Here is a 21,148-nt window from a genome sequence, read left to right as displayed (position 1 = left end):
CCTGACTCATGGGAGCACAGCTCCGGGTCTACAAGCGTCGCATCCGATCCGTCACCGCGACCAAGAAGATCACGAAGGCGATGGAGATGATCGCCGCCTCGCGCGTCGTCAAGGCGCAGCGCAAGGTGGCGGCGTCCACGCCCTACGCGGCCGAGCTCACCCGCGCGGTCACTGCGGTCGGTACCGGCTCGAACACCAAGCACCCGCTGACCACGCAGGCCGAGACGGTCACGCGGTCCGCGGTGCTGCTCCTGACGAGCGACCGTGGTCTCGCCGGCGCCTTCAACTCCAACGCCATCAAGGCCGCGGAGCAGCTGACGGCACGCCTCGAGGCCGAGGGCAAGCAGGTCGACACGTACATCGTCGGCCGGCGCGGTGTCGCCCACTACAACTTCCGTGAGCGCAAGGTCGCGGAGTCGTGGACGGGCTTCACCGACGAGCCCACGTACGCGGACGCCAAGAAGGTCGCGGCTCCGCTGATCGAGGCCATCGAGAAGGACACGGCCGAGGGCGGCGTGGACGAGATCCACATCGTCTTCACCGAGTTCGTCTCGATGATGACGCAGACGGCCCTCGACGACCGTCTGCTGCCGCTCAGCCTCGACGAGGTGGCCAAGGAGGCTAAGCCGCAGGGCGAGATCCTCCCGCTGTTCGACTTCGAGCCGTCGGCGGAGGACGTCCTCGACGCCCTGCTGCCGCGCTATGTGGAGAGCCGCGTGTACAACGCGCTTCTCCAGTCGGCGGCCTCCAAGCACGCCGCCACGCGGCGCGCGATGAAGTCGGCCACCGACAACGCCGGTGAGCTCATCGAGAGCCTCTCCCGGCTTGCCAACGCGGCCCGCCAGGCCGAAATCACCCAGGAAATCAGCGAGATCGTCGGTGGCGCGAGCGCCCTGGCCGACGCGACCGCGGGGAGTGACCGCTAATGACCACCACTGTTGAGACCGCGACGGCCACGGGCCGCGTCGCCCGGGTCATCGGCCCGGTCGTCGACGTGGAGTTCCCCGTCGACGCGATGCCGGAGATCTACAACGCGCTGCACGTCGAGGTCGCCGACCCGGCCAACGCGGGCGAGAAGAAGATCCTGACCCTGGAGGTCGCCCAGCACCTGGGTGACGGCCTGGTCCGCACCATCTCCATGCAGCCCACCGACGGCCTGGTCCGCCAGGCCCCGGTCACCGACACCGGCACGGGCATCACCGTCCCGGTCGGCGACTTCACCAAGGGCAAGGTGTTCAACACCCTCGGTGAGGTGCTGAACGTCGACGAGAAGTACGACGGCGAGCGCTGGTCCATCCACCGCAAGGCCCCGAACTTCGACGAGCTCGAGTCGAAGACCGAGATGTTCGAGACCGGCGTCAAGGTCATCGACCTGCTGACCCCGTACGTCAAGGGCGGCAAGATCGGTCTGTTCGGCGGCGCCGGCGTCGGCAAGACGGTGCTCATCCAGGAGATGATCTACCGCGTCGCCAACAACCACGACGGTGTCTCCGTGTTCGCCGGCGTCGGTGAGCGCACCCGTGAGGGCAACGACCTCATCGAGGAGATGTCCGACTCGGGCGTCATCGACAAGACCGCGCTGGTCTTCGGCCAGATGGACGAGCCCCCGGGCACCCGTCTGCGCGTGGCCCTCGCGGGTCTGACGATGGCGGAGTACTTCCGTGACGTCCAGAAGCAGGACGTGCTGTTCTTCATCGACAACATCTTCCGCTTCACGCAGGCCGGTTCCGAGGTGTCGACCCTGCTCGGCCGTATGCCCTCCGCGGTGGGCTACCAGCCGAACCTGGCCGACGAGATGGGTCTCCTCCAGGAGCGCATCACCTCGACCCGCGGTCACTCGATCACCTCGATGCAGGCGATCTACGTCCCCGCCGACGACCTGACCGACCCGGCCCCGGCCACCACCTTCGCCCACCTCGACGCGACGACGGTTCTCTCCCGTCCGATCTCCGAGAAGGGCATCTACCCGGCCGTGGACCCGCTGGACTCCACGTCCCGCATCCTGGACCCGCGCTACATCGCGCAGGAGCACTACGACGCCGCCATGCGCGTCAAGACGATCCTGCAGAAGTACAAGGACCTCCAGGACATCATCGCGATCCTCGGTATCGACGAGCTCGGCGAGGAGGACAAGCTCGTCGTCCACCGTGCCCGTCGCGTGGAGCGCTTCCTGTCCCAGAACACTCACGTCGCCAAGCAGTTCACCGGCGTCGACGGGTCGGACGTCCCGCTGGACGAGTCGATCGCGGCCTTCAACGCGATCTGCGACGGCGAGTACGACCACTTCCCGGAGCAGGCGTTCTTCATGTGCGGTGGCCTCGAGGACCTCAAGGCCAACGCCAAGGAGCTGGGCGTCTCCTGAACCCGGACCTCCGGGTTCGGAGCTCTGAGTTCGTGTGAGGGGGCGGGCGCGTCCCGCCCCCTCTCTCACGCCCACTAGACTTGTAACCAACACCCGGCAGAACCGCCGGGTGGTGACCCGAGGAGCCACCTTGGCTGCTGAGCTGCACGTCGCGCTGGTCGCGGCCGACCGAGAGGTCTGGTCCGGCGAGGCCACCCTGGTCGTCGCGCGCACCACGTCCGGCGACATCGGCGTCATGCCCGGTCACCAGCCGCTGCTCGGTGTGCTGGAGTCGGGCCCGGTGACCATCCGTACGAGTGATGGTGGAACCGTCATCGCCGCGGTGCACGGCGGTTTCATCTCGTTCGCGGACAACAAGCTGTCGCTGCTGGCCGAGATCGTCGAGCTGTCGGACGAGATCGACGTCCAGCGCGCCGAGCGGGCGCTGGAGCGGGCGAAGTCGGACGCCGACGCCGCCGCCCAGCGTCGCGCGGACGTACGCCTGCGAGCGGCGGCCACGCGCTGAAGCCGGAGGCCCGTCCCAGGCCCCTGAGGTCTGGAGAGCGGAGCTGCGACGTCACTCAGCCGCGGTCGGCACCGGAGCAATCCGGAGCCGGTCGCGGCTGAGGCAGATATGGATGTTTTTTCCGTTCCGTTACCTATATTTCGGTACCTAGGAGACGAGGAGGTCGGTGTCGATGGTCCTCGCTCTGACTGTGTGCGGAATCGTCGTGGCCCTGGTGGTGCTGGGGCTGTTCGTCTTCGGTCTGCGCCGCAGACTCATCCAGCGTTCCGGCGGCACCTTCGACTGTTCCCTGCGCTGGGACCTCCCCGAGAAACCCGACACCAGCGGAAAAGGCTGGAGCTACGGCGTCGCCCGCTACAACGGCGACCGCATCGAGTGGTACCGCGTCTTCTCCTACGCCTACCGCCCCCGCCGCGTCCTGGAGCGTGCCTCGATCGAGGTGGCCGGCCGGCGGCTGCCCGAGGGCGAGGAGGAGCTGGCGCTCCTGTCCGACGCGGTCGTCCTCGCCTGCACCCATCGCGGGACGCGTCTCGAGCTCGCGATGAGCGAGGACGCGCTGACCGGGTTCCTCGCCTGGCTGGAAGCGGCTCCGCCCGGGCAGCGGGTCAACGTGGCCTGAGGGCCGGCGCTTCTAAGCCCGCTCGAGAGGGCACTGCGGCCGTACCCGGCCGAGGTCGGGCTGCGTCGGGCCGCTGTCCCGGCTCACGACGACCGGGCCGGTCCGCGGGTTGAGCGTCACCGTGACGGTGACGGGACAGGTGGCCGCCAGCAGGGCGGCCGCGGTGGTTCCGGCGAAGACCCCGAGGGTTCCCGCTCTGGGCCGTGCCAGGCCCCTGACCCCGCTGGGGCGTGGTTTGTTCCTGCCGGGCCTGCGCTTCATGATCTCCCCCGAGTGAGATGGTCCGATCACCGTTCTGAGACCTACAGTGTCCCCGGCGCGCGGGCCCGCTCCACCGGTCGAGGGGCCCACCGGCGCAGGGCCGAAGGTCCCTGCGAGGCGTGCGCCCAGGGGCGCGCGAACGGACGGTGCGCGCCGCCGGCGAACCCGGAGGTCCGCCCGCGACGCGCACACGGGGAGCGGGGGAGGGATCAGCCCAGTCCGCTGCTGATGGCGCTCACCAGCTCTCCGTTGCCGGTGTCACCGCTGAACTCCCAGAAGAACGCGCCGCCCAGACCCTGGGTCTTGGCCCACGCCATCTTCGTGCCGATCGTGGCGGGAGTGTCGTAGGACCACCAGTTGCTGCCGCACTTCGCGTAGGCCGTGCCCGCGACGGTGCCGGTGGCGGGGCAGGACGTCTTGAGGACCTTGTAGTCCTCGATGCCCTGCTCGTAGGTGCCGGCCGCCGGGCCCGTGGCGGTGCCGCCGGGGGCGTCCTGGGTGACGCCGGTCCAGCCGCGGCCGTAGAAGCCGATGCCGATGAGCAGCTTGCTCGCGGGGACGCCCTTCGCCTTGAACTTGGCCATCGCGTCGGCCGTGGTGAAGCCGGCCGTCGGGATGCCGCTGTAGGAGGTGAGCGGGGAGTGCGGGGCGGTCGGGCCCTGGGCGGCCCAGGCGCCGAAGAAGTCGTACGTCATCACGTTGTACCAGTCGACGTAGCTCGCGGCGCCCGCGTAGTCGGCGGCGTCGATCTTGCCGCCGGATGAGCCGTCGGCCGTGGTGGCCGCCGTGACCAGGTAGTTCGCGCCGAACTTGGCGCGCAGCGCGGACATCAGGTTCTTGAATGCCGCGGCGCCGGAGGTGTCGCAGGACAGACCGCAGGCGTTCGGGTACTCCCAGTCGATGTCGATGCCGTCGAAGACGTCGGCCCAGCGCGGGTCCTCGACCAGGTCGTAGCAGGACTGGGCGAAGGCGGCCGGGTTCGCCGCGGCCTGGCCGAAGCCGCCGGACCAGGTCCAGCCGCCGAAGGACCACAGCACCTTGATGTTCGGGTACTTGGCCTTCAGCTGGCGCAGCTGGTTGAAGTTGCCGCGCAGCGGCTGGTCCCAGGTGTCGGCGACGCCGCTGACGGACTGGTCGGCGGTGAACGCCTTGTCGTAGTCGGCGTAGGAGTCGCCGATCGCGCACTTGCCGCCGGTGACGTTGCCGAAGGCGTAGTTGATGTGCGTGATCTTCGCGGCCGAGCCGGACGTCACCAGGTTCTTGACGTTGTAGTTGCGGCCGTAGATGCCCCACTCGGTGAAGTAGCCGAGCTTGACCTTGGAGCCGGTGGTCGGGGGAGGGGTGGTGCCGCCCGTGGTGTGCACGGCGACCACGCCGCTGACCGGTCCGGTCTGGTCGGCGGTGTCGCGGGCCTGGACGGTGTAGGAGTAGTCGGTGCCGGCGGTCAGACCGGTGTCGGTGTACGAGGTGGCCGTCACGGTGGCGACCTTGGCGCCGTCGCGCAGGACGTCGTAGTTCTTGACGCCCTTGTCGTCGGTGGCGGCGGACCAGGCCAGCTTCACCGAGGTGTCCGTGATGCCGGAGGCGGTGGGGGTGCCCGGCGCGGACGGGGAGGCGTCACCCGGCACCGTCGTGCCGTCGCAACTGTCGCCGTTGAGCTTGCAGTTGGCGGGGGAGCCGGAGCCCGCGCCGTTGAAGCCGAAGGAGACCGAGGCGCCGGGGGCGAGGGAGCCGTTGTAGGACTTGTTCTTGGCGGTCCAGTGGGTGCCGGAGGAGGTGACGTCGGCCTCCCAGGCGGAGGTGACGGACGTGCCGGAGGGGAAGTCCCACTCGACCGTCCAGGAGCTGATGGCCGTGGTGCCGGTGTTCTTCACGGTCCACTTGCCCTCGAAGCCGGTGCCCCAGTCCTGGGTCTTGGCGTAGGTGGCCGTGGCGGTCGTCGCGGCCTGGGCGGGGCTGGCGAGGCCGACCAGTCCGGCCAGCGGGAGCAGCAGGGTCGCGACCCCGGCCGCTGCTCTGTGTCCGAAGCGCATTCTGCGCCTCCTATGGGGAGTTGGGGGGCGCGACTGAGCCTTCGCACCCACAGTGCCGCGAGAATAGAAAGGTCTGGACCATGGGTCAATAGGTCTGGACCACTCTCGTATACGGCGGTCAGACCCCCCACTCCTGAGCCAGTACGGCCGCCTGGACCCGACTGCGCAGCTCCAGTTTCCCCAGCAACCGGCTGACGTGCGTCTTGACCGTCGCCTCCGCCATGTCCAGCCGCCGGGCGATCGCGGCGTTGGACAGGCCCTCCCCGAGACAGGCCAGCACCTCGCGCTCGCGCCGGGTGAGGGCGTCGAGGATGGCGGGGTCGACGGTGGGCCGCCGTACCGGCCTGGCGGCGAACTCGGCGATCAGGCGCCGGGTGACGGCCGGGGCGATCAGCCCCTCACCGGCGGCCACGGTACGGACCGCCGTCAGCAGGTCCCGCGCCTCCGTGTTCTTCAGCAGAAACCCGGCCGCGCCCGCCCGCAACGCCCCGAACACATACTCGTCGAGGTCGAAGGTGGTCAGCACGAGGACGTCCGCGAGCCCTTCCTCGACCACCTTCCGGGTCGCCGCCACCCCGTCGAGGCGCGGCATCTGAACGTCCATCAGCACCAGATCGGGCCGCAGTTCCCGGGCCAGTGCCACCGCCCGCTCCCCGTCCGCCGCCTCCCCGACCACCTCGATGTCGGGCGCGCTGCGCAGGATCAGGACGAGCCCCGCACGGACGGCGGACTGGTCCTCGGCGACGAGGACACGGATGGCACGGCTCATGAGCGGTGGTCTCCTTCGATGAGGGGCAGCGCGGCGCGTACGGTCCACAGGGCGCCCTCCGGCCCGGCCTCGAACGTGCCGCCCAGCAGCGCCGCCCGCTCCCGCATCCCGACGAGACCGGCCCCGGAACCGGGGGCGCGCGGACCGTCCACGGGACCGTACGGGCTGCTCACCCGGACGTCGAGCACACCGTCGCGCCGGGCGAGGCACACCGTGACCCGGCCGGGGCGGGCGTGCTTGAGGGCGTTGGTCAGCGACTCCTGGACGATGCGGTAGGCGGCGAGTTCCACGGGGGAGGGGACCTCGCCGGGCCGGTTGTCGAGCGTGACGTCCAGGCCGTTGGCGCGGGCGCCGTCGACCAGGGCCGCCACGCCGTCGAGCGTGGGCGCCGCGGCCGGCTCGCGGTCCCCGCTGCCGTCGCGCAGGATCCCGATCAGCCGCCGCATCTCCGCGAGCCCGTCGACGCTGTTCTCCCGGATGACGGTCAGCGCCTGCCGGGAGGTCTCCGGTTCGTCGAGGGACAGCGCGGCCGTGGAGTGGATGGCGATCGCGGAGAGGTGGTTGGCGACCATGTCGTGCAACTCCCGCGCCATGCGCGCACGCTCGGCCGTGACTGCCTGGACGCGGTCCGTCTCGGCCAGCAGCGCGGTCTGTTCGGCCCGCAGCCGGGCGGCCTCGGCGGCGTCGCGGTGGTTGCGCACGATCCAGCCGGTGGAGGCGGGGGCGTAGGCCACGACGCCGACGACCACGCCGATCAGCAGCGCCTCCGGCACCCGCCACACCGCGAACGGCACGACCGTCCCGGCCACCGTGAGCAGCCCGGTGATCCACTGGATGCGGCGGGCCGAGGCGAGCGGGCCGTACAGGACGGCCGCGTACATGACGTCGGTGAACATCAGCACGGTGGACAGGTTGCCCTGGGTCACCAGGTCCGCGGTCACGGCGACGCTGCCGACGATCAGAGCCGTGCGCGGGGCGGTCCGGCGCAGCAGTTCGCAGCCGGCCATCACGGTCAGCGGCAGCAGGAGCGGCCAGGGGCCGTCGAAGAGGGTGAGGGGATCGTCGGCCGGCCGGGTGCCCAGCCCGATGATCGCCAGCAGCAGCCCGCCGAGGAGCCCCCCGACCGCGATCCACACGTCGAAACGGTGCGGGCGGGGCAGTCGTCGTACGGCCATGCCCTCCATCCAACACGCCCCGCGCTCTGCCCGCCTGCTCCCGGGGAACGGTCCCGTACTGCATCTTTCGATGTACTCCGGGTTCGTCGCCGGCGACGACGAAGCCGGCCGCGCGCGGCGGGAGCCTGGAAAGGCGACCGAGAGGAGCGAACCGTGATCGTCGCACTGGTCATCGCCTGCGAGGTGGCCTTCTGGGTGCTGCTGGCCGCCGGACTGGCCTGCCGGTACGTGTTCCGGATGCCGAGGCTGGGACTGGTCCTGCTGTGGTGCGAACCGCTGCTGGAGGCCGTGCTGTTCGCCGTGAGCGCCGTCGACCTCAGGAACGGAGCCGAGCCCGACTGGCGGCACGGCCTCGCCGCCGTCTACATCGGCTTCACCGTGGGCCTCGGCCACTCCACGATCCGGTGGGCCGACGCCCGGGTCGCCCACCGCTTCGCCGGCGGCCCGCCGCCCGCGCGGCCGCCGAAGTACGGAACGGCCCGCGCCGTCCACGAATGGAAGGTCGCGGGCCGCTGGATCCTCGCCGCGCTGGTCGCCGTGGCCCTGCTGCAGGCGGCCGTCTGGTACGTCGGCGGCGACGGCGAGACCGGCTCGCTGAGGGTGTGGCAGCAGCGGATGCTGTTCGTCGTCGGCGTCAACCTGGTCATCGCCGCGAGTTACACCGTCTTCCCGAAGCGGCGTCCGCAGGGCGAAGCGGACCGTGAGCCGGCCGGCCTGCGCTAGGCGCTCAGGCAGATCCCGCCGGGCGGTCCCCGTGGACCGTCTCCACAGGATCCCGTTGACCGCCCGACGACGGTCCCGCACCGGCCGGCCCGTCCGCGGCGGAGCCGGCAACGGCTCGGTCACCGCCCACGGCTCATCGGTCAGCTCGTGACGACGCACCACGAACAGGCCGACGCCCGCCCCACGGTGCAGACGCGGCCTAGCGCTCCCCGCCCGGCACCCACAGCACGTCCCCGACGGCCTTGTTGGCCGTGCGGGCCAGGATGAACAGGAGGTCCGACAGGCGGTTGAGGTAGGTCGCGGCGAGCGGGTTCATCGCCTCGCCGTGGACCTCCAGGGCGGCCCAGGTGGAGCGTTCGGCGCGGCGTACGACCGTGCAGGCCTGGTGGAGCAGGGCCGCGCCCGGGGTGCCGCCGGGGAGGATGAACGAGCGGAGCTTCTCCAGCCGCTCGTTGAAGCGGTCGCAGTCCGCCTCCAGCTTGTCGACGTAGTACTGCTCGACCCGCAGCGGCGGGAACTCCGGGTTCTCCACCACCGGCGTCGACAGGTCCGCGCCCACGTCGAACAGGTCGTTCTGGACCCGGGTGAGGACCTCGACGACGTCCTCGGCGAGGCCGCCCAGCGCGATCGCCGTACCGATGACCGCGTTCGCCTCGTTGGCGTCGGCGTACGCGGCGATCCTGAGATCGGTCTTGGCGACCCGGCTCATGTCGCCGAGGTTGGTGGTGCCCTTGTCACCGGTCTTCGTGTAGATGCGCGTCAGGTTGACCATGCGGCCAATCTAGACCGTTCCCGCCGATCCGCTCCGCTCGATGCGTCACGGCAGGTCAGTACGGGTTCAATCGGCGGGAATGGCCCTGTATCGGACAGGAATTGACGACGTGACCGGCGTCTCACGCCGTGAGACGTGAGACGCGTTACTAACCGGTCACGCAGCGCCTCACGACCGCTAGTCTCCGGCCGAGAGCCATACGGCCGATGCGCCGGATGGTTGACGCCGGTGACATCGGACGCGAGAGCGGGCAGGGCTAACTACAAGCACTGAAACCGCACAGGCCTCAGGGGTCTCACCCCTGCGGGTGAATTCGGTATCGGATCGCTCACAGACGGCAACCTCTGACCGCTTCGCGCAGTCAGAGCATGCAACACCGGACATCACACCGCGGAGCACGAGACGCACGCTTAGGGGAGCGCTATGCACATCAGGGGCGACCACGTCGAGCTGGTCGTCGGGGGCCGCCTCGACGTGCGCAGCGCGGCGGACGCCCGCACGGCCCTGCACACGGCCGTGGACGACGGCGTCGGCGACCTGGTGCTCGACCTGTCCGAACTGGATTCCTGGGACGCCACCGGACTCGGCGTCATCATGGGCGTCCACCGGCGGGCCGGCCGCTGCGGCCGGCGTCTGGTGCTGCGCGGCGTACCGCCGCAGATGCAGCGCCTGCTGGTGGCCACCCGGCTGCACAGGATCCTGGCGATCGAGGGCGGTATCGGAGTGGAGTCCCTGCCCCGGGTGTGACAAACCGGAAGAGGCGGGTCCGTCGTGCACAGGCCGGGTGGCCTGCGGCGGAATCACCCGGCGGCGCAATCCTCACCGGACTGTGACGTCTCGGACGGCCCGGCACCCCGGACTGTCGTAGATACTGGGCCAAGGTTTACGGTTCGTCTGCCCGCCGCCCGCAGCCCTCGAGCGGGCACCGGACCAGAAGCGACAGCGCAGTGTGCAGCAAGGCCGGGAGGGGCTACCGCCACACGACGCTTTTTGGGGGGCTTGGACCCATGGACCCGAACACCCGGGGACCCGAGGAGTACGGCCAGGACGACGGCGCCGCCTCCCGGTCGAACGCATTCGAGACCGGGAGCGGCCAGACGCCGCGCCCCCGCCCGTCCAGGGACCCCCTCACACCCGACTTCGGCCAGCACACCCCGGGCCGCGCCCGCACGGTGCGCGTGGTCGCCGGCGAACACCTGCTCACCGTCAACCCCGTGGACGGCAGCGAGATCGAACTCTGCCCGCCCACCGAGCGGCCCGAGCGCCCCGCGAAGCGCACCCCCGAGCAGCGCGCCGAGTTCGAGCAGACCGCCCGGCCGCCCGCCCCCGCCGGCCCCACCGCGCCCACGCAGCCGCTGCTCGGCCGCCAGGACGAGCGCGAACAACTGGTCCGCCTCCTCGCCCGCGGCCGCTCCGTCCGCCTCGTCGGACCGGCCGGCTCCGGCCGCACCAGCCTCCTCGACCTCGTCGCCGAGGACTGCGAGGACCTCGCCCCCGACGGCGTCGTCCGCCTCTCCGGCTTCGGCCGCACCCCGGCCGCACTGCTCCACGACCTCTTCCACACCGTCTACGACGCCGACCGCCACCGTCCCGACGACGAGGAACTGCGCGCCCTCGTCGGGGAGATCGGCGCGGTCGTCGTCGTGGACGACCTGGACTTCGGCGGCGCGCTCCTCGACGAACTCCTGGACGCCACGCCCGAGTGCGCCTTCCTGTTCGGCGCCACCCCCGACACCCCGCCGCCCTCCGCCGGCTCCGCCGTCGAGGAGGTCGTCCTCAGCGGCCTGGACCGCGCGGGCGGCGTCGACGTCATCGAACGCGCCGTCGGCCGCACCCTCACCGAGGAGGAGGCCAACTGGGCGGGCGACCTCTGGTTCGAGTCCGAGGGCCTGCCGCTGCGCTTCGTCCAGGCCGGCGCCCTGCTGCGGCAGCGCGACCAACTGCGCGCCAACGTCGACGCGGTGGACGCGTTCGGTGTCTTCGAGGACGCCCGCCCGCTCACCGCGTCCGTCGACACCGGGGCCGGCGAGGCCGAGGAGATACCTCTGCCCTCCCTCGGCGAGGCCGCGGCGCCCGCCCCGCTGCTCGCCGCCCGCCTCAGCGCCTCCGCCCGCGCCGCCCTGCGCTTCGCCGTCGCCCTCGGCGGCGAGGTCCCGCACCAGGCCCATCTGCCCGCCCTGGTCGGCGACACCCACGCCGACGCGGCCCTCGGCGAACTGGTCGCCTGCGGACTCGTCTCCCCGGTCGGCACCCGCTACCGGCTCGCCGCCGGCGTCCAGACCCAGCTGGAGGCCGCCGGATACGACGACGACACCGAGACCCGCGCCGGGACCGCCGCCCAGCACTACGCCTGGTGGGCCGCCCACCCGTCCGTCACCCCCGAGCGGGTCTGCGCCGAGGCGGACGCCGTCCTCGCCGCCCTCGCCCTCGTGGTGCCCACGACGAACCCGCCCGCCGAGGACGAGGAGGCCACCGCCGTCCGGCTCGCCCGCGCCGCGGCGCCCGCGTTCGCCGCGGGACTGCACTGGAACGCCTGGGAGAGCGCCCTGCACGAGGGCGCCGAGGCGGCCCGGCTCGCCGGGGAGTCCGCCGACCGTGCCTACTTCCACCACGAACTCGGCGTCCTCGCGCTGTGCGCCGGGGACCTCGACCGGGCCCGCTCCGAGCTGGAGGCCTCGCTCGGCCTGCGCGGCGCCCTCACCGACAAGCGCGGTACCGTCGCCGGCCGCCGCGCCCTCGCCCTCGTCGCCGACCGCTCGGGGGACATCCCCGGCCTGGCCCTGGCGACGGCCGGCGAGGAGATGCCCGACGCCCGCCACGAGGAGCAGGCGTCACCGCCGCGCGGCATCCAGGCGGCACTGCCCACCTACCCGCCCGAGGCCGAGACCGTCGTCCACCGGCCGGTGACCTCGCCGGCCCCGGCGCACCACAACCGGGGCGGCCTCAGGGGCCTGGCCAGGCGCAACCTGGTCGCGGCCGGCGCGGGCGCGCTGCTCGTCGCCGTGCTCGGCACCGTCGTCACGCTCGGCGCGACCTCCGACAACGACGCCCACGACCCCACCGACCGTGGCGGGGTGAATCCCTCCGCCAGCACCGGCCTCGGCGACGGCGGCATCGACCAGGACGCTCCGGGCGCCGGCACCGGCACCGGCGACACCGGATCGGCCACCAGCAGGCCGACGGATCCGGGGCCGGACGGGACGATGGGGACCTCGGACGATCCGACGCCGACCGAGGCGGCCACCACACCGGGGGCGGGCAGCACGCAGGGGTCGGGCAGCGGCGGGTCCTCGCCGTCTCCCACCAGGTCCTCGTCGTCGGGGTCCCCGAGGCCCTCGCACTCCTCGTCGCCGAGTCCGTCGTCGTCGGGTTCCGGCGGCAGTTCGTCCTCGCCCTCGCCGTCCCAGTCCCCGTCGGCGTCCTCCACCCCGAGCACCCCGCCGTCCACCGGCACCACGGCCGGCGGTACGACCTCCAGCGCGCCGGTCTCACCCAGCAGCGCGTCCTCGTCGTCGTCCTCGCTCGCGTCGGACCCGGTGATCTGAGACACCCCCGGGCAGCACGAAGGGCCGGTTTCCTCTCCCGGGAACCCGGCCCTTCGCCGTCGTACGGGGAACGAGACCGCCGTTCAGAACAGCCGCAGCTTGTCGTCCTCGATCCCCCGCAGGGCGTCGTAGTCCAGGACCTGGCAGCCGATGCCGCGGTCGGCGGCGAGGACGCGGGCCTGCGGCTTGATCTCCTGGGCGGCGAAGACGCCGCGGACCGGGGCGAGATGGGGGTCGCGGTTCAGCAGCTCCAGATAGCGGGTGAGTTGCTCGACGCCGTCGATCTCGCCGCGCCGCTTGATCTCGACCGCGACCGTCCGCCCCTCCGCGTCCCGGCACAGGATGTCGACCGGGCCGATGGCCGTCATGTACTCGCGGCGGATGAGGGTGTAGCCCTCGCCGAGGGTCTCGATGCGGTCGGCGAGCAGTTCCTGGAGGTGCGCCTCCACGCCGTCCTTGATCAGGCCGGGGTCGACGCCCAGTTCGTGCGAGGAGTCGTGGAGGATTTCCTCCATGGTGATGATGAGCTTCTCGCCCGCCTTGTTGACGACGGTCCAGACGCCTTCCTCGTCGCCCGTCCCCTCCTTCAGCGTGCAGGGCGGCGACATCCAGTTCAGGGGCTTGTAGGCCCGGTCGTCCGCGTGGATCGAGACGCTGCCGTCCGCCTTGACCAGGATGAGACGGGGGGCTGAGGGGAGATGGGCGGTGAGCCGGCCGGCGTAGTCGACGGAGCACCGGGCGATGACGAGACGCATGGTCGGCAACGCTATCCGACACCTCGCGCCCCACGCGATTCGCCCGCCCGTCTCCCGCCCCCGCCGTCCTCGTGGCCCCTTGGGGCACGCCCCTTTTCATCTGGAAAACGATCATTCGGGCCGCGGCGGACTCTGGCCGATTGTGTGCCCCGTGGGAACCGCCTATGTGCCCATTCTCCTGGTGCCGTCACGGTCAGTTGCCTACCGTATAAACGGGAGGTCGCGATGCGTGTACTCAGCGTTGCCGTGTTTCGGCATGGCGAACTCCCGTGCCCTGTCCGGCAACCCCTGCGCTCTCGGGGGTGCGAGAGGAGAACCCATGTCGCTCGACGTCTCACCGGCCCTACTCGAACAGGCCGAGCGAGGCGAGGTCGACGAAGCTGAATTCGTCGACTGCGTCCGGACCTCCCTGCCCTACGCATGGGAGATGATCAGCTCCCTGGTGGCCCAGCTGAAGGTGGACGGCGGAGACTTCGCCGACAACCAGACGCCCCCGCCGGACGAGCAGGCGCGCGGGCAATTGCTGCGCGCGCTCGCGAGTGACGCCATACGCGGCGCCCTGCAGCGGCACTTCGGTGTACGGCTGGCCTTCCAGAACTGCCACCGGGTGGCGGTGTTCCCGTTGGACCAGGCAGTCGACGAGAAGCTCGCCCGCTTCACCTCGGTGCGCAGCCAGGTGCTGAACCAGTCGCCGGAATTCCGGGACTGCTGAGGCATCAGTGTGAGCCTGTCGCTTGCCGCTCCTCACGTGGGAGGTGCCATCAGTACCGGAGCGGCAAGCTCCCGGCCCGACGGGCCGTTCGGCATGGGTGTCAGCGGAGGTGGGGGAGTACCTCCGCGCCCAGCCGCCGTACGTTCTCCTCCGTGGCCGCCAGGTCGCCCGAGCCCTCCACCAGCAGGGCGAAGCGCGAGATGCCGGTCCGCTCGCTGGTCGCCGCGAGGCGGTCGACGCACAGCCGCGGCGTGCCCACCGGGTGCAGTCCGCAGAGCAGTTCGGTGTACGCCACCGGGTCCCGCATGGAGCGGGCGCGGCCGTCCACCGTCACATGGGCGTCGAGCCCCTCCCGCAGCCAGCCCGGCATCGCCTTCACCAGGGTCTCCACCGCGTCCGTACGCCGGTCCGCGAGCTGGCAGACGCCGGCCGAGACATGGGCCGCGGCCCGGATCTCGTCCCCGGACCGGCCCGCCGCGCGCGCGAGCTGCCGCCACAGGGCGACCATCTCGGCCTTCTCCTCGTCCCCGACGTGCATCCCGAGCAGCATCGGCAGTCCGCGCTCGGCGGCCAGCCGCACGCTCGCCGGCGAGGTGCACGCGACGACGACCTCAGGCCCCTCGGTGTCCGTCAGGGCCTCCGACGGGCGTGGTACGACGGGGACTTCACGGAACCGGAAGCGCTCCCCGTCGGCCCCCACGGACGGTTCGCGCAGCCAGCGCACCAGCAGATCGAGTGATTCGGGGAACCCTTTCTCGTACGCCTCCAGGCCCGACCCGAACACCTCCAGGTCCACCCACGGCCCGCCGCGGCCCACGCCCAGCGAGAACCGGCCGCCGCTCGTCAGATGCAGCAGCGCGGCCTGTTCGCCGAGGGCGACGGGGTGGGCGGTGGGCAGCACGCTCACCGCCGTACCGACCCGGATGCGCCGGGTGCGGCCCAGCAGCAGAGCGGCCAGGGTGACCGCCGACGGGCATGTGCCGTACGGCACGAAGTGGTGCTCGGCCAGCCAGACCGAGTCAAGCCCCGACTCCTCGGCGACCTCGGCGGAGCGGACCGCGCGGTGCAGCGCCTCCCCCTGGCCCTGCCCGGGGAACTGGGCACCCAACACGAAACTACCAACGCGCATGGACTTTCCTGCTTCCTTGGCTCCGACACGGAGCTCCCCCACCCGGCATAACCGTCTGACACGTGCCGAGGACACGGCCTGGCGGGGAGATTTGCCGATTGTCTGCAGAATGGGGCGTCAGGGAGGGGGACTTGTGGGGATCGGTCCGCTACGGGTACCCCTGCCGGTGCCGCGTAGGCTGGACAGGAACACTGCTTCCTGTATAGCCCCGTGAGGTGTCCCGTGTCCCCGCGTCGCAACCGCCCCAAGGGTGAGGGCTCGTCCGGCCGGAGCGCCGAGGACGACCGCGCGAGCCGTTACGGCGGCTGGCAGTCCTCGGTGAGCTGGCTGGGCGAGGAGTGGAGCGTGCGGCATGTGGCAGGGGCGAGCGCGCAGGGCAAGACGTACCGCTGCCCCGGCTGCGACCAGATGATCCCGGGCGGCGTCCCGCACGTCGTCGCCTGGCCCGAGCACTCGGGCGTCGACGAACGCCGGCACTGGCACAAGGCCTGCTGGAACGCGCGGGACCGCCGCACCCCGGGGGTGCAGCGGTCCCGTAACGCGCCTCGCTTCTGAGGAAGCCGTCCCGTCCTACACGTCCCGCTTCTCCAGCAGGGCGAAGGCGGCGGCGAACGCGGCGGCCGTGACGCCGAGCGCGATCCACAGCGGGTCCCAGCCGGACGGGCCGCTGTCACTGAGCGAGGCCGAGTACCAGACGCCCAGCTGGCTGGGGATCGAGTACTCGAACAGCGCCTGGCGGACCTTCTCCAGGGACTCCGAGAACATGAAGATCGCGATGACCAGCGGGGCCAGCAGCAGGCCGATCATGATGGTGATGGCGCCCGCCGAGTGCCGGATGACCGAGCCGACGGCGAGCGAGAGCAGGCCGAGCAGCGCGATGTAGAAGGACACGCCCACGGTCGCCTTCAGCCACTCGCTGCCGGACGGCTCCGGCGCGCCGGTGAACAGGGACGCGTCCACCATGGCGACGAAGCCGGTCGACACCAGGGTCACGACGAACGCGATCGTGAAGAACACGATGCCCTTCGCGGCGAGGACCCGGCCGCGCGAGGGGCACGCGACCATCGTGGTGCGGATCATGCCGGTGCCGTATTCGGAGGCGGTGGTGAGCACGCCGAGCGTGATGATCGGCATGCTGCCCAGGAGCACGCCGAAGAAGCCGAACGACAGCGGGTTCTCGCCGGAGAGGTCGCCCTCCGAGGCGTTCGCGTCGACGATCAGCGCGACCATCATCCCGATGCCGACGACCAGCAGGACGAAGACCCCCAGCGTCCACATGGTGGAGCGCACCGACCGGATCTTGGTCCATTCGGAGGCGATGGCGTGCCCGAGGTGCGTCCGCACGACCGGGATCGGCGAGGTGTAGCCGGACAGACCGCCGGGCCCGGCGGCGTACGAGGGACCGGCCGCTCCCTGCCAGACGGGCGCGGCGGCCTGCGGGGAGGGGTGCTGCGGGGTACTCATCGGGCGTCCTCGGGCTGGGTCGTCGGGGCGGCGTCGGAGGCGGGGGCAGGGGCGGGGGCCGCCTTGGTGAGCGAGGCGGGCGCGGCCGGCGCCTGGTCCTGCGGGGCGGCGGCCACGGGGGCGGCCGTGGGCGGAGCGGGGGCGGGAGCCGGGCTTGCCGCCGGGGCGGGCGGCTGCGCCGGGGCCGCGGGGGCGGCCGGGGCCGGGGCGGCGGGCTGCACGGGCGCGGCGCCCGCCGGGGCGCCGGCGGGCTGCGCGTACGGGTTGGCGCCGTGGGGAGCGGGCGCGGCGTACGGGGCGGGGGCGCCGTAGCTCACCTGGGCCGGCTGCGGCGGGGCGTACCCGTGCTGCGGCGGGGGCGGGGCGTACCAGCCGGGCTGGCCCTGGCCGGGGACCGGCACGGGGGGTGTGGCGCCGGGGGGCAGGGGCTGCTGGAGGCCGGCCTTCTGGTCGGTGGTCGAGCGGTAGTCGACGGCCCCCTGCGTCATCCGCATGTACGCCTCCTCCAGGGAGGCCTGGTGCGGCGACAGCTCCCACAGACGTACGTCGGTGTCGTGCGCGATGTCACTGATCCGCGGCAGCGCCAGTCCCATCACCCGCAGGGCGCCGTCCTGCTCGGGGAGGACGTGGCCGCCCGCCTCCGTCAGCGCCGCGGCGAGCTTCTCGCGGAGCTGCGGCTCGGTGTGCGGGGTGCGCACCCGCGCGAAGTCGGCGGAGTTCGCCGAGATGAAGTCCCGCACGCTCATGTCGGAGAGCAGCTGGCCCCGCCCGATGACGATCAGGTGGTCGGCCGTGAGCGCCATCTCGCTCATCAGGTGGGAGGAGACGAAGACCGTACGGCCCTCCGCGGCCAGTGACTTCATGAGGTTGCGGACCCAGAGGATGCCCTCGGGGTCGAGGCCGTTGACCGGCTCGTCGAACAGCAGCACCTGCGGGTCGCCGAGCAGCGCCGCCGCGATGCCGAGCCGCTGGCCCATGCCCAGGGAGAAGCCCTTGGACCGCCGCTTCGCCACGTCCTGGAGGCCGACCACCCCGAGCACCTCGTCCACCCGGCGGGCCGGGATGCCGGACAGCTGCGCCAGGCACAGCAGGTGGTTGCGGGCGTGCCGGCCGCCGTGCACGGCCTTGGCGTCGAGCAGGGCCCCGACCTGGCGTGGCGCGTTCGGCAGCTTGCGGTACGGGTAGCCGCCGATCGTCACCGTCCCCGACGTGGGATTGTCCAGGCCGAGGATCATCCTCATGGTCGTCGACTTGCCGGAGCCGTTGGGCCCGAGGAAGCCGGTGACGGCACCCGGCCGCACCTGGAAGGAAAGGTTGTACACAGCGGTCTTGTCGCCGTAGCGCTTGGTCAGGCCGACTGCCTCGATCATGCTCCGCACCCATCGACAGGTTCAGGACAGCGGGGCACACGCCCCCGTAAGGGTTAGGAGCTTATCGAGGCGCTGACGGTTCCGCCCAAATCAAAGCAAAGCCCAAAGCTTCACGCGTCGCGCTTCTTCAGCACCACGTACCCGCCGGCGAGCGCCGCGGCCACCCACCCCACCATGATCGCGAGCCCGCCCCAGGGCCCGTACGGAGGGCTGTCGTCGACCGGGGTGACCACCTGCATGATCCGGCTGCCCGCCTGGTCGGGCAGATAGCGGCCGACCTTCTTCGTGGCCGGCACATTGCCCAGGATGTTGGAGATCAGGAAGAAGAACGGCATCAGGATGCCCAGCGAGAGCATCGGGGAGCGCAGCATCGCGGCCACCCCCATCGAGAACACCGCGATGAGCGTCATGTAGAGCCCGCCGCCGATCACCGCCCGCAGCACGCCGGGGTCCCCGAGCTCCGCGCGGTGCGAGCCGAGCACCGCCTGGCCCAGGGCGAAGGTGACGAAGCTCGTCGCCAGCCCCACGACCAGGGCCAGCCCGGCCGCCACCGCGATCTTGCTGAAGAGGAAGCTGCCGCGCCGGGGCACCGCGGACAGCGAGGTGCGGATCATGCCGGTGCTGTACTCGTTGGAGACCACCAGCACGCCGAACACGATCATCGCGAGCTGACCCAGACTCATCCCGGCGAAACTGATGTAGGTCGGGTCGAAGGAGAGCCGGCGACCGGCGCCCATGTTGTCGTACTCGTGCCGGGACAGTGCCGAGATCAGCATGCCGAGGGCGATGGTGACGACCACGGCGAGGGAGAGTGTCCAGACGGTGGACGCCACCGACCGGATCTTGGTCCATTCCGACCGCACGACCTGGATCGCCGCCATGCTCAGCCCCTCCTCGTCCAGTCGTCGCCCCACTGCGGACCAGAGGGTTCGCCGGTGTGCGCGTGGTACTCCACGGTCTCCGCGGTGAGCTGCATGAACGCCTCCTCCAAGGACGCCTGCTGAGGGCTCAGCTCATGCAGCACGACGCCGTGCCGGGCGGCCAGCTCCCCGATCCGCTCGGCCTTGCCGCCGTCCGCCTCCAGCACCCCCTCGCCGCTCTCGACCACCGTCACCCCGGCGTCGTGCAGCACGTCCAGCAGCCGCTCGCGCTGCGGGGTGCGGACGCGGACGTACGCCCTGGAGTTGCGGGCGATGAAGTCCGCCATCGAGGTGTCCGCGAGCAGCCTGCCCTGCCCGATGACGACGAGGTGATCGGCGGTCAGCGCCATCTCGCTCATCAGGTGGGACGACACGAACACCGTCCGGCCCTGCGCGGCCAGCGATTTCATCAGGGTGCGGATCCAGTGGATGCCCTCGGGGTCCAGGCCGTTCACCGGCTCGTCGAACATCAGGATCCGGGGATCGCCGAGCAGCGCGCCCGCGATGCCGAGCCGCTGCCCCATGCCCAGCGAGAACCCCTTGGCCTTCTTCTTCGCCACGGCCGTCAGACCCACCGTGTCCAGCACCTCGTGCACCCGGCTCCTGGGGATGCCGTTGCTCTGCGCCAGACACAGCAGATGGCAAAAGGCACTGCGCCCGCCGTGCACGGCCTTCGCGTCCAGCAGGGCGCCGATGTACGTGAGGGGGTCCTCGAGCCGGTCGTAGTGCCTGCCGTCGATCCGGACGTCCCCGGCGGTCGGCCGGTCCAGGCCCAGGATCATCCGCATGGTGGTGGACTTGCCGGCGCCGTTGGGGCCGAGGAAGCCCGTGACGACACCCGGTCTCACGGTGAAGGTCAGGTTGTTCACCGCGACCTTCTCGCCGTACCGCTTCGTCAGGCCCACCAGCTCGATCATGCGGCCACGCTAGGTCCGGTGCCGGGCGGCTGCCACCGGGGCGGGGCCATGGGGGGACACGGCGAGGGCCCGCACCCCCGAGGAGGATGCGGGCCCCGAACCGCGGGAAACCTACCGGGACTGCTGCGCCGGCACCCCACGGGAGATCGGCTCGTCGTCCGTGGACGGCGTGCCGGCGGCGGCCACCGCGGCGCCGGTCAGCGTGGCGAGCATCTCGCGGACGTTCGTCAGCTGGGCGTTGATGCTGTCGCGGCGGTTGGTGAGGGCCGCCAGCTCGCGCTCGGATTCCGAACGGATCCGGTCCGCCTTGGCGTTCGCGTCGGCCACGATGTCCTCGGCCTGGCGCTGCGCCGTCTCGACGGTCTGGCGGGCGCGGCGCTCGGCGTCCGTGCGCAGCTTCTCCGCCTCCAGGCGCAGCTGCTCCGCGCGGTGCTCGATCTCCGCGAGACGCTTCTCCGCCTTCTGCTGACGGGACGCCAGGTCGCGCTCGGACTGCTCCCGGCGCTTGGCCAGGTTGGTCTCGAAGTCGGCGGCGGCCTGCGCGGCCTTGGCGCGGGTCTCCTCGAAGAGGGCGTCGGCCTCCTCACGCTTCGACTGCGCGTCCTTCTGGGCCTCCTGGCGCAGCTGCGACGCGTCGCTCTTGGCCTTCTCGACGATCCGGACGCCCTCGTCCTCGGCCTTGGCCTTGCGCTCCGCGGCGAACGACTCCGCGTCGTTGCGGACCTGCTGGGCCGCCGACTCGGCGAGCTCGCGGTGCTGCTCGGCCGCGCGACGGGCCTCCTCGCGCAGATCCTTGGCCTCTTCCTCGGCGAGGCGGAGGATCTTCTCGACACGCGCGCCGAGACCGGCGTACGACGGCTCGGCGTCGCTTACCTGGGCCTGGGCGTTCTGCGTCTCGAGGTGGAGCTCCTCGATGCGCTTTTCCAGAGCGGTGATGCGGGCGAGAGCGCTGTCACGGTCGGAGACGAGCTTGGAGATCCGTTCGTCCACCTGAGCGCGGTCGTACCCACGCCGCACAAGCTCGAAGCCGTAGGGGGAAGTGTCGCTCATGGGGTTCCTGTCGAATGAGACCGGTGAGGTGATAGGTGGAATCCTAGGGGCCGGAGCGCTGTGTCAT

Annotated in this window: 21 protein-coding genes and 1 pseudogene; 9 read left to right on the top strand and 13 right to left on the bottom strand. The window is 71.5% G+C overall.

What is annotated here, in order from left to right; all coding sequences use genetic code 11:
- Nucleotides 1-8 precede the first annotated feature (8 nt).
- From ACFY30_RS00290 to ACFY30_RS00275, 4 genes are all read left to right on the top strand, one after another.
- Nucleotides 9-926 carry a F0F1 ATP synthase subunit gamma gene (locus ACFY30_RS00290; RefSeq protein WP_390842966.1) on the top strand — a complete coding sequence of 306 codons (918 nt, stop codon included), beginning with the start codon at nucleotides 9-11 and terminating at the stop codon, nucleotides 924-926.
- Nucleotides 926-2,362: a F0F1 ATP synthase subunit beta gene (atpD, locus tag ACFY30_RS00285; protein ID WP_390842965.1), complete on the top strand. Its 1,437-nt coding sequence runs from the start codon at nucleotides 926-928 to the stop codon at nucleotides 2,360-2,362. The genes ACFY30_RS00290 and atpD overlap by 1 nt, the downstream gene beginning before the upstream one ends.
- A 130-nt stretch (nucleotides 2,363-2,492) precedes the next feature.
- The gene (locus tag ACFY30_RS00280; protein ID WP_390842964.1) at nucleotides 2,493-2,867 is read left to right on the top strand and encodes a F0F1 ATP synthase subunit epsilon; all 375 of its coding nucleotides are present in this window, start codon (nucleotides 2,493-2,495) and stop codon (nucleotides 2,865-2,867) included.
- A 172-nt stretch (nucleotides 2,868-3,039) separates the two neighbouring features.
- A complete protein-coding gene (locus ACFY30_RS00275) occupies nucleotides 3,040-3,486 on the top strand; it encodes a DUF2550 domain-containing protein (RefSeq protein WP_390842963.1) in 447 nt (148 codons plus the stop codon).
- A gap of 12 nt (nucleotides 3,487-3,498) precedes the next feature.
- On the opposite strand, the gene ACFY30_RS00270 is transcribed toward ACFY30_RS00275, so the two are convergent.
- The 4 genes from ACFY30_RS00270 to ACFY30_RS00255 form a co-directional block, all read right to left on the bottom strand.
- Nucleotides 3,499-3,747 carry a hypothetical protein gene (locus ACFY30_RS00270; protein WP_390842962.1) on the bottom strand — a complete coding sequence of 83 codons (249 nt, stop codon included), beginning with the start codon at nucleotides 3,745-3,747 and terminating at the stop codon, nucleotides 3,499-3,501.
- 209 nt (nucleotides 3,748-3,956) lie between these two features.
- On the bottom strand, nucleotides 3,957-5,780 hold the full coding sequence (locus ACFY30_RS00265; protein WP_390842961.1) for a glycosyl hydrolase family 18 protein: 1,824 nt from the start codon (nucleotides 5,778-5,780) through the stop codon (nucleotides 3,957-3,959).
- A 118-nt stretch (nucleotides 5,781-5,898) separates the two neighbouring features.
- Nucleotides 5,899-6,549: a response regulator gene (locus ACFY30_RS00260; protein ID WP_390842960.1), complete on the bottom strand. Its 651-nt coding sequence runs from the start codon at nucleotides 6,547-6,549 to the stop codon at nucleotides 5,899-5,901.
- Entirely contained in the window at nucleotides 6,546-7,724 is a 1,179-nt protein-coding gene (locus ACFY30_RS00255) for a sensor histidine kinase (protein ID WP_390842959.1), read from the bottom strand. The genes ACFY30_RS00260 and ACFY30_RS00255 overlap by 4 nt, the downstream gene beginning before the upstream one ends.
- Before the next feature lie 153 nt (nucleotides 7,725-7,877).
- On the opposite strand from ACFY30_RS00255, the gene ACFY30_RS00250 reads away from it, so the two are divergent.
- Nucleotides 7,878-8,447 (top strand): hypothetical protein, encoded by a 570-nt coding sequence (locus ACFY30_RS00250; RefSeq protein WP_390842958.1) that lies wholly within the window; start codon nucleotides 7,878-7,880, stop codon nucleotides 8,445-8,447.
- On the opposite strand, the pseudogene ACFY30_RS00245 reads toward ACFY30_RS00250, so the two are convergent.
- Together ACFY30_RS00245 and ACFY30_RS00240 are read right to left on the bottom strand one after the other, a co-directional pair.
- Nucleotides 8,448-8,639: pseudogene (locus ACFY30_RS00245) on the bottom strand (transposase); the annotation flags it as partial.
- Nucleotides 8,640-8,646: 7 nt separating this feature from the next.
- On the bottom strand, nucleotides 8,647-9,219 hold the full coding sequence (locus ACFY30_RS00240) for a cob(I)yrinic acid a,c-diamide adenosyltransferase (protein ID WP_390842957.1): 573 nt from the start codon (nucleotides 9,217-9,219) through the stop codon (nucleotides 8,647-8,649).
- A gap of 423 nt (nucleotides 9,220-9,642) precedes the next feature.
- Here ACFY30_RS00240 and ACFY30_RS00235 point away from each other — a divergent pair, with 423 nt between their 5' ends.
- Nucleotides 9,643-9,966, top strand: coding sequence for an STAS domain-containing protein (locus ACFY30_RS00235; protein WP_020131168.1), 324 nt, complete (start codon nucleotides 9,643-9,645; stop codon nucleotides 9,964-9,966).
- Nucleotides 9,967-10,226: 260 nt separating this feature from the next.
- Complete coding sequence (locus ACFY30_RS00230) at nucleotides 10,227-12,764, top strand: ATP-binding protein (RefSeq protein WP_390842956.1); 2,538 nt, start codon at nucleotides 10,227-10,229, stop codon at nucleotides 12,762-12,764.
- Between the two features lie 83 nt (nucleotides 12,765-12,847).
- Here ACFY30_RS00230 and nucS read toward each other — a convergent pair whose 3' ends face one another.
- Nucleotides 12,848-13,519 carry an endonuclease NucS gene (gene nucS, locus ACFY30_RS00225; protein ID WP_390842955.1) on the bottom strand — a complete coding sequence of 224 codons (672 nt, stop codon included), beginning with the start codon at nucleotides 13,517-13,519 and terminating at the stop codon, nucleotides 12,848-12,850.
- A 319-nt stretch (nucleotides 13,520-13,838) separates the two neighbouring features.
- Between nucS and ACFY30_RS00220 the strand changes: the two genes are divergently transcribed.
- Entirely contained in the window at nucleotides 13,839-14,231 is a 393-nt protein-coding gene (locus ACFY30_RS00220; RefSeq protein WP_390842954.1) for an SCO5389 family protein, read from the top strand.
- Between the two features lie 100 nt (nucleotides 14,232-14,331).
- Here ACFY30_RS00220 and ACFY30_RS00215 read toward each other — a convergent pair whose 3' ends face one another.
- Nucleotides 14,332-15,360: an LLM class flavin-dependent oxidoreductase gene (locus tag ACFY30_RS00215; protein ID WP_390842953.1), complete on the bottom strand. Its 1,029-nt coding sequence runs from the start codon at nucleotides 15,358-15,360 to the stop codon at nucleotides 14,332-14,334.
- A 222-nt stretch (nucleotides 15,361-15,582) separates the two neighbouring features.
- Between ACFY30_RS00215 and ACFY30_RS00210 the strand changes: the two genes are divergently transcribed.
- Entirely contained in the window at nucleotides 15,583-15,915 is a 333-nt protein-coding gene (locus ACFY30_RS00210; RefSeq protein ID WP_390660986.1) for an ATP/GTP-binding protein, read from the top strand.
- Between the two features lie 15 nt (nucleotides 15,916-15,930).
- On the opposite strand, the gene ACFY30_RS00205 is transcribed toward ACFY30_RS00210, so the two are convergent.
- The 5 genes from ACFY30_RS00205 to ACFY30_RS00185 form a co-directional block, all read right to left on the bottom strand.
- The gene (locus ACFY30_RS00205) at nucleotides 15,931-16,824 is read right to left on the bottom strand and encodes an ABC transporter permease (protein WP_390842952.1); all 894 of its coding nucleotides are present in this window, start codon (nucleotides 16,822-16,824) and stop codon (nucleotides 15,931-15,933) included.
- On the bottom strand, nucleotides 16,821-18,194 hold the full coding sequence (locus ACFY30_RS00200; RefSeq protein ID WP_390842951.1) for an ABC transporter ATP-binding protein: 1,374 nt from the start codon (nucleotides 18,192-18,194) through the stop codon (nucleotides 16,821-16,823). The genes ACFY30_RS00205 and ACFY30_RS00200 overlap by 4 nt, the downstream gene beginning before the upstream one ends.
- 110 nt (nucleotides 18,195-18,304) lie before the next feature.
- Entirely contained in the window at nucleotides 18,305-19,075 is a 771-nt protein-coding gene (locus ACFY30_RS00195) for an ABC transporter permease (RefSeq protein WP_390842950.1), read from the bottom strand.
- A gap of 2 nt (nucleotides 19,076-19,077) precedes the next feature.
- Complete coding sequence (locus tag ACFY30_RS00190; protein WP_390842949.1) at nucleotides 19,078-20,031, bottom strand: ABC transporter ATP-binding protein; 954 nt, start codon at nucleotides 20,029-20,031, stop codon at nucleotides 19,078-19,080.
- Between the two features lie 111 nt (nucleotides 20,032-20,142).
- Nucleotides 20,143-21,081, bottom strand: coding sequence for a cellulose-binding protein (locus ACFY30_RS00185; protein ID WP_390660981.1), 939 nt, complete (start codon nucleotides 21,079-21,081; stop codon nucleotides 20,143-20,145).
- Between the last annotated feature and the right edge of the window lie 67 nt (nucleotides 21,082-21,148).

The organism is Streptomyces sp. NPDC000345 (genome assembly GCF_042898825.1).
GTDB lineage: Bacteria > Actinomycetota > Actinomycetes > Streptomycetales > Streptomycetaceae > Streptomyces.
This window is presented reverse-complemented; position numbering and strand designations above follow the sequence as displayed.

What these genes read in the sequence shown, in the direction of transcription:
- ACFY30_RS00270 (WP_390842962.1), bottom strand. Translation starts at nt 3,747, where the DNA reads ATGAAGCGCAGGCCCGGCAGGAACAAACCACGCCCCAGCGGGGTCAGG.
- nucS (WP_390842955.1), bottom strand. Translation starts at nt 13,519, where the DNA reads ATGCGTCTCGTCATCGCCCGGTGCTCCGTCGACTACGCCGGCCGGCTC.
- ACFY30_RS00220 (WP_390842954.1), top strand. Translation starts at nt 13,839, where the DNA reads ATGTCGCTCGACGTCTCACCGGCCCTACTCGAACAGGCCGAGCGAGGC.
- ACFY30_RS00275 (WP_390842963.1), top strand. Translation starts at nt 3,040, where the DNA reads ATGGTCCTCGCTCTGACTGTGTGCGGAATCGTCGTGGCCCTGGTGGTG.
- ACFY30_RS00185 (WP_390660981.1), bottom strand. Translation starts at nt 21,081, where the DNA reads ATGAGCGACACTTCCCCCTACGGCTTCGAGCTTGTGCGGCGTGGGTAC.
- ACFY30_RS00255 (WP_390842959.1), bottom strand. Translation starts at nt 7,724, where the DNA reads ATGGCCGTACGACGACTGCCCCGCCCGCACCGTTTCGACGTGTGGATC.
- ACFY30_RS00200 (WP_390842951.1), bottom strand. Translation starts at nt 18,194, where the DNA reads ATGATCGAGGCAGTCGGCCTGACCAAGCGCTACGGCGACAAGACCGCT.
- ACFY30_RS00290 (WP_390842966.1), top strand. Translation starts at nt 9, where the DNA reads ATGGGAGCACAGCTCCGGGTCTACAAGCGTCGCATCCGATCCGTCACC.
- ACFY30_RS00265 (WP_390842961.1), bottom strand. Translation starts at nt 5,780, where the DNA reads ATGCGCTTCGGACACAGAGCAGCGGCCGGGGTCGCGACCCTGCTGCTC.
- ACFY30_RS00215 (WP_390842953.1), bottom strand. Translation starts at nt 15,360, where the DNA reads ATGCGCGTTGGTAGTTTCGTGTTGGGTGCCCAGTTCCCCGGGCAGGGC.
- ACFY30_RS00205 (WP_390842952.1), bottom strand. Translation starts at nt 16,824, where the DNA reads ATGAGTACCCCGCAGCACCCCTCCCCGCAGGCCGCCGCGCCCGTCTGG.
- atpD (WP_390842965.1), top strand. Translation starts at nt 926, where the DNA reads ATGACCACCACTGTTGAGACCGCGACGGCCACGGGCCGCGTCGCCCGG.
- ACFY30_RS00240 (WP_390842957.1), bottom strand. Translation starts at nt 9,219, where the DNA reads ATGGTCAACCTGACGCGCATCTACACGAAGACCGGTGACAAGGGCACC.
- ACFY30_RS00235 (WP_020131168.1), top strand. Translation starts at nt 9,643, where the DNA reads ATGCACATCAGGGGCGACCACGTCGAGCTGGTCGTCGGGGGCCGCCTC.
- ACFY30_RS00195 (WP_390842950.1), bottom strand. Translation starts at nt 19,075, where the DNA reads ATGGCGGCGATCCAGGTCGTGCGGTCGGAATGGACCAAGATCCGGTCG.
- ACFY30_RS00230 (WP_390842956.1), top strand. Translation starts at nt 10,227, where the DNA reads ATGGACCCGAACACCCGGGGACCCGAGGAGTACGGCCAGGACGACGGC.
- ACFY30_RS00260 (WP_390842960.1), bottom strand. Translation starts at nt 6,549, where the DNA reads ATGAGCCGTGCCATCCGTGTCCTCGTCGCCGAGGACCAGTCCGCCGTC.
- ACFY30_RS00190 (WP_390842949.1), bottom strand. Translation starts at nt 20,031, where the DNA reads ATGATCGAGCTGGTGGGCCTGACGAAGCGGTACGGCGAGAAGGTCGCG.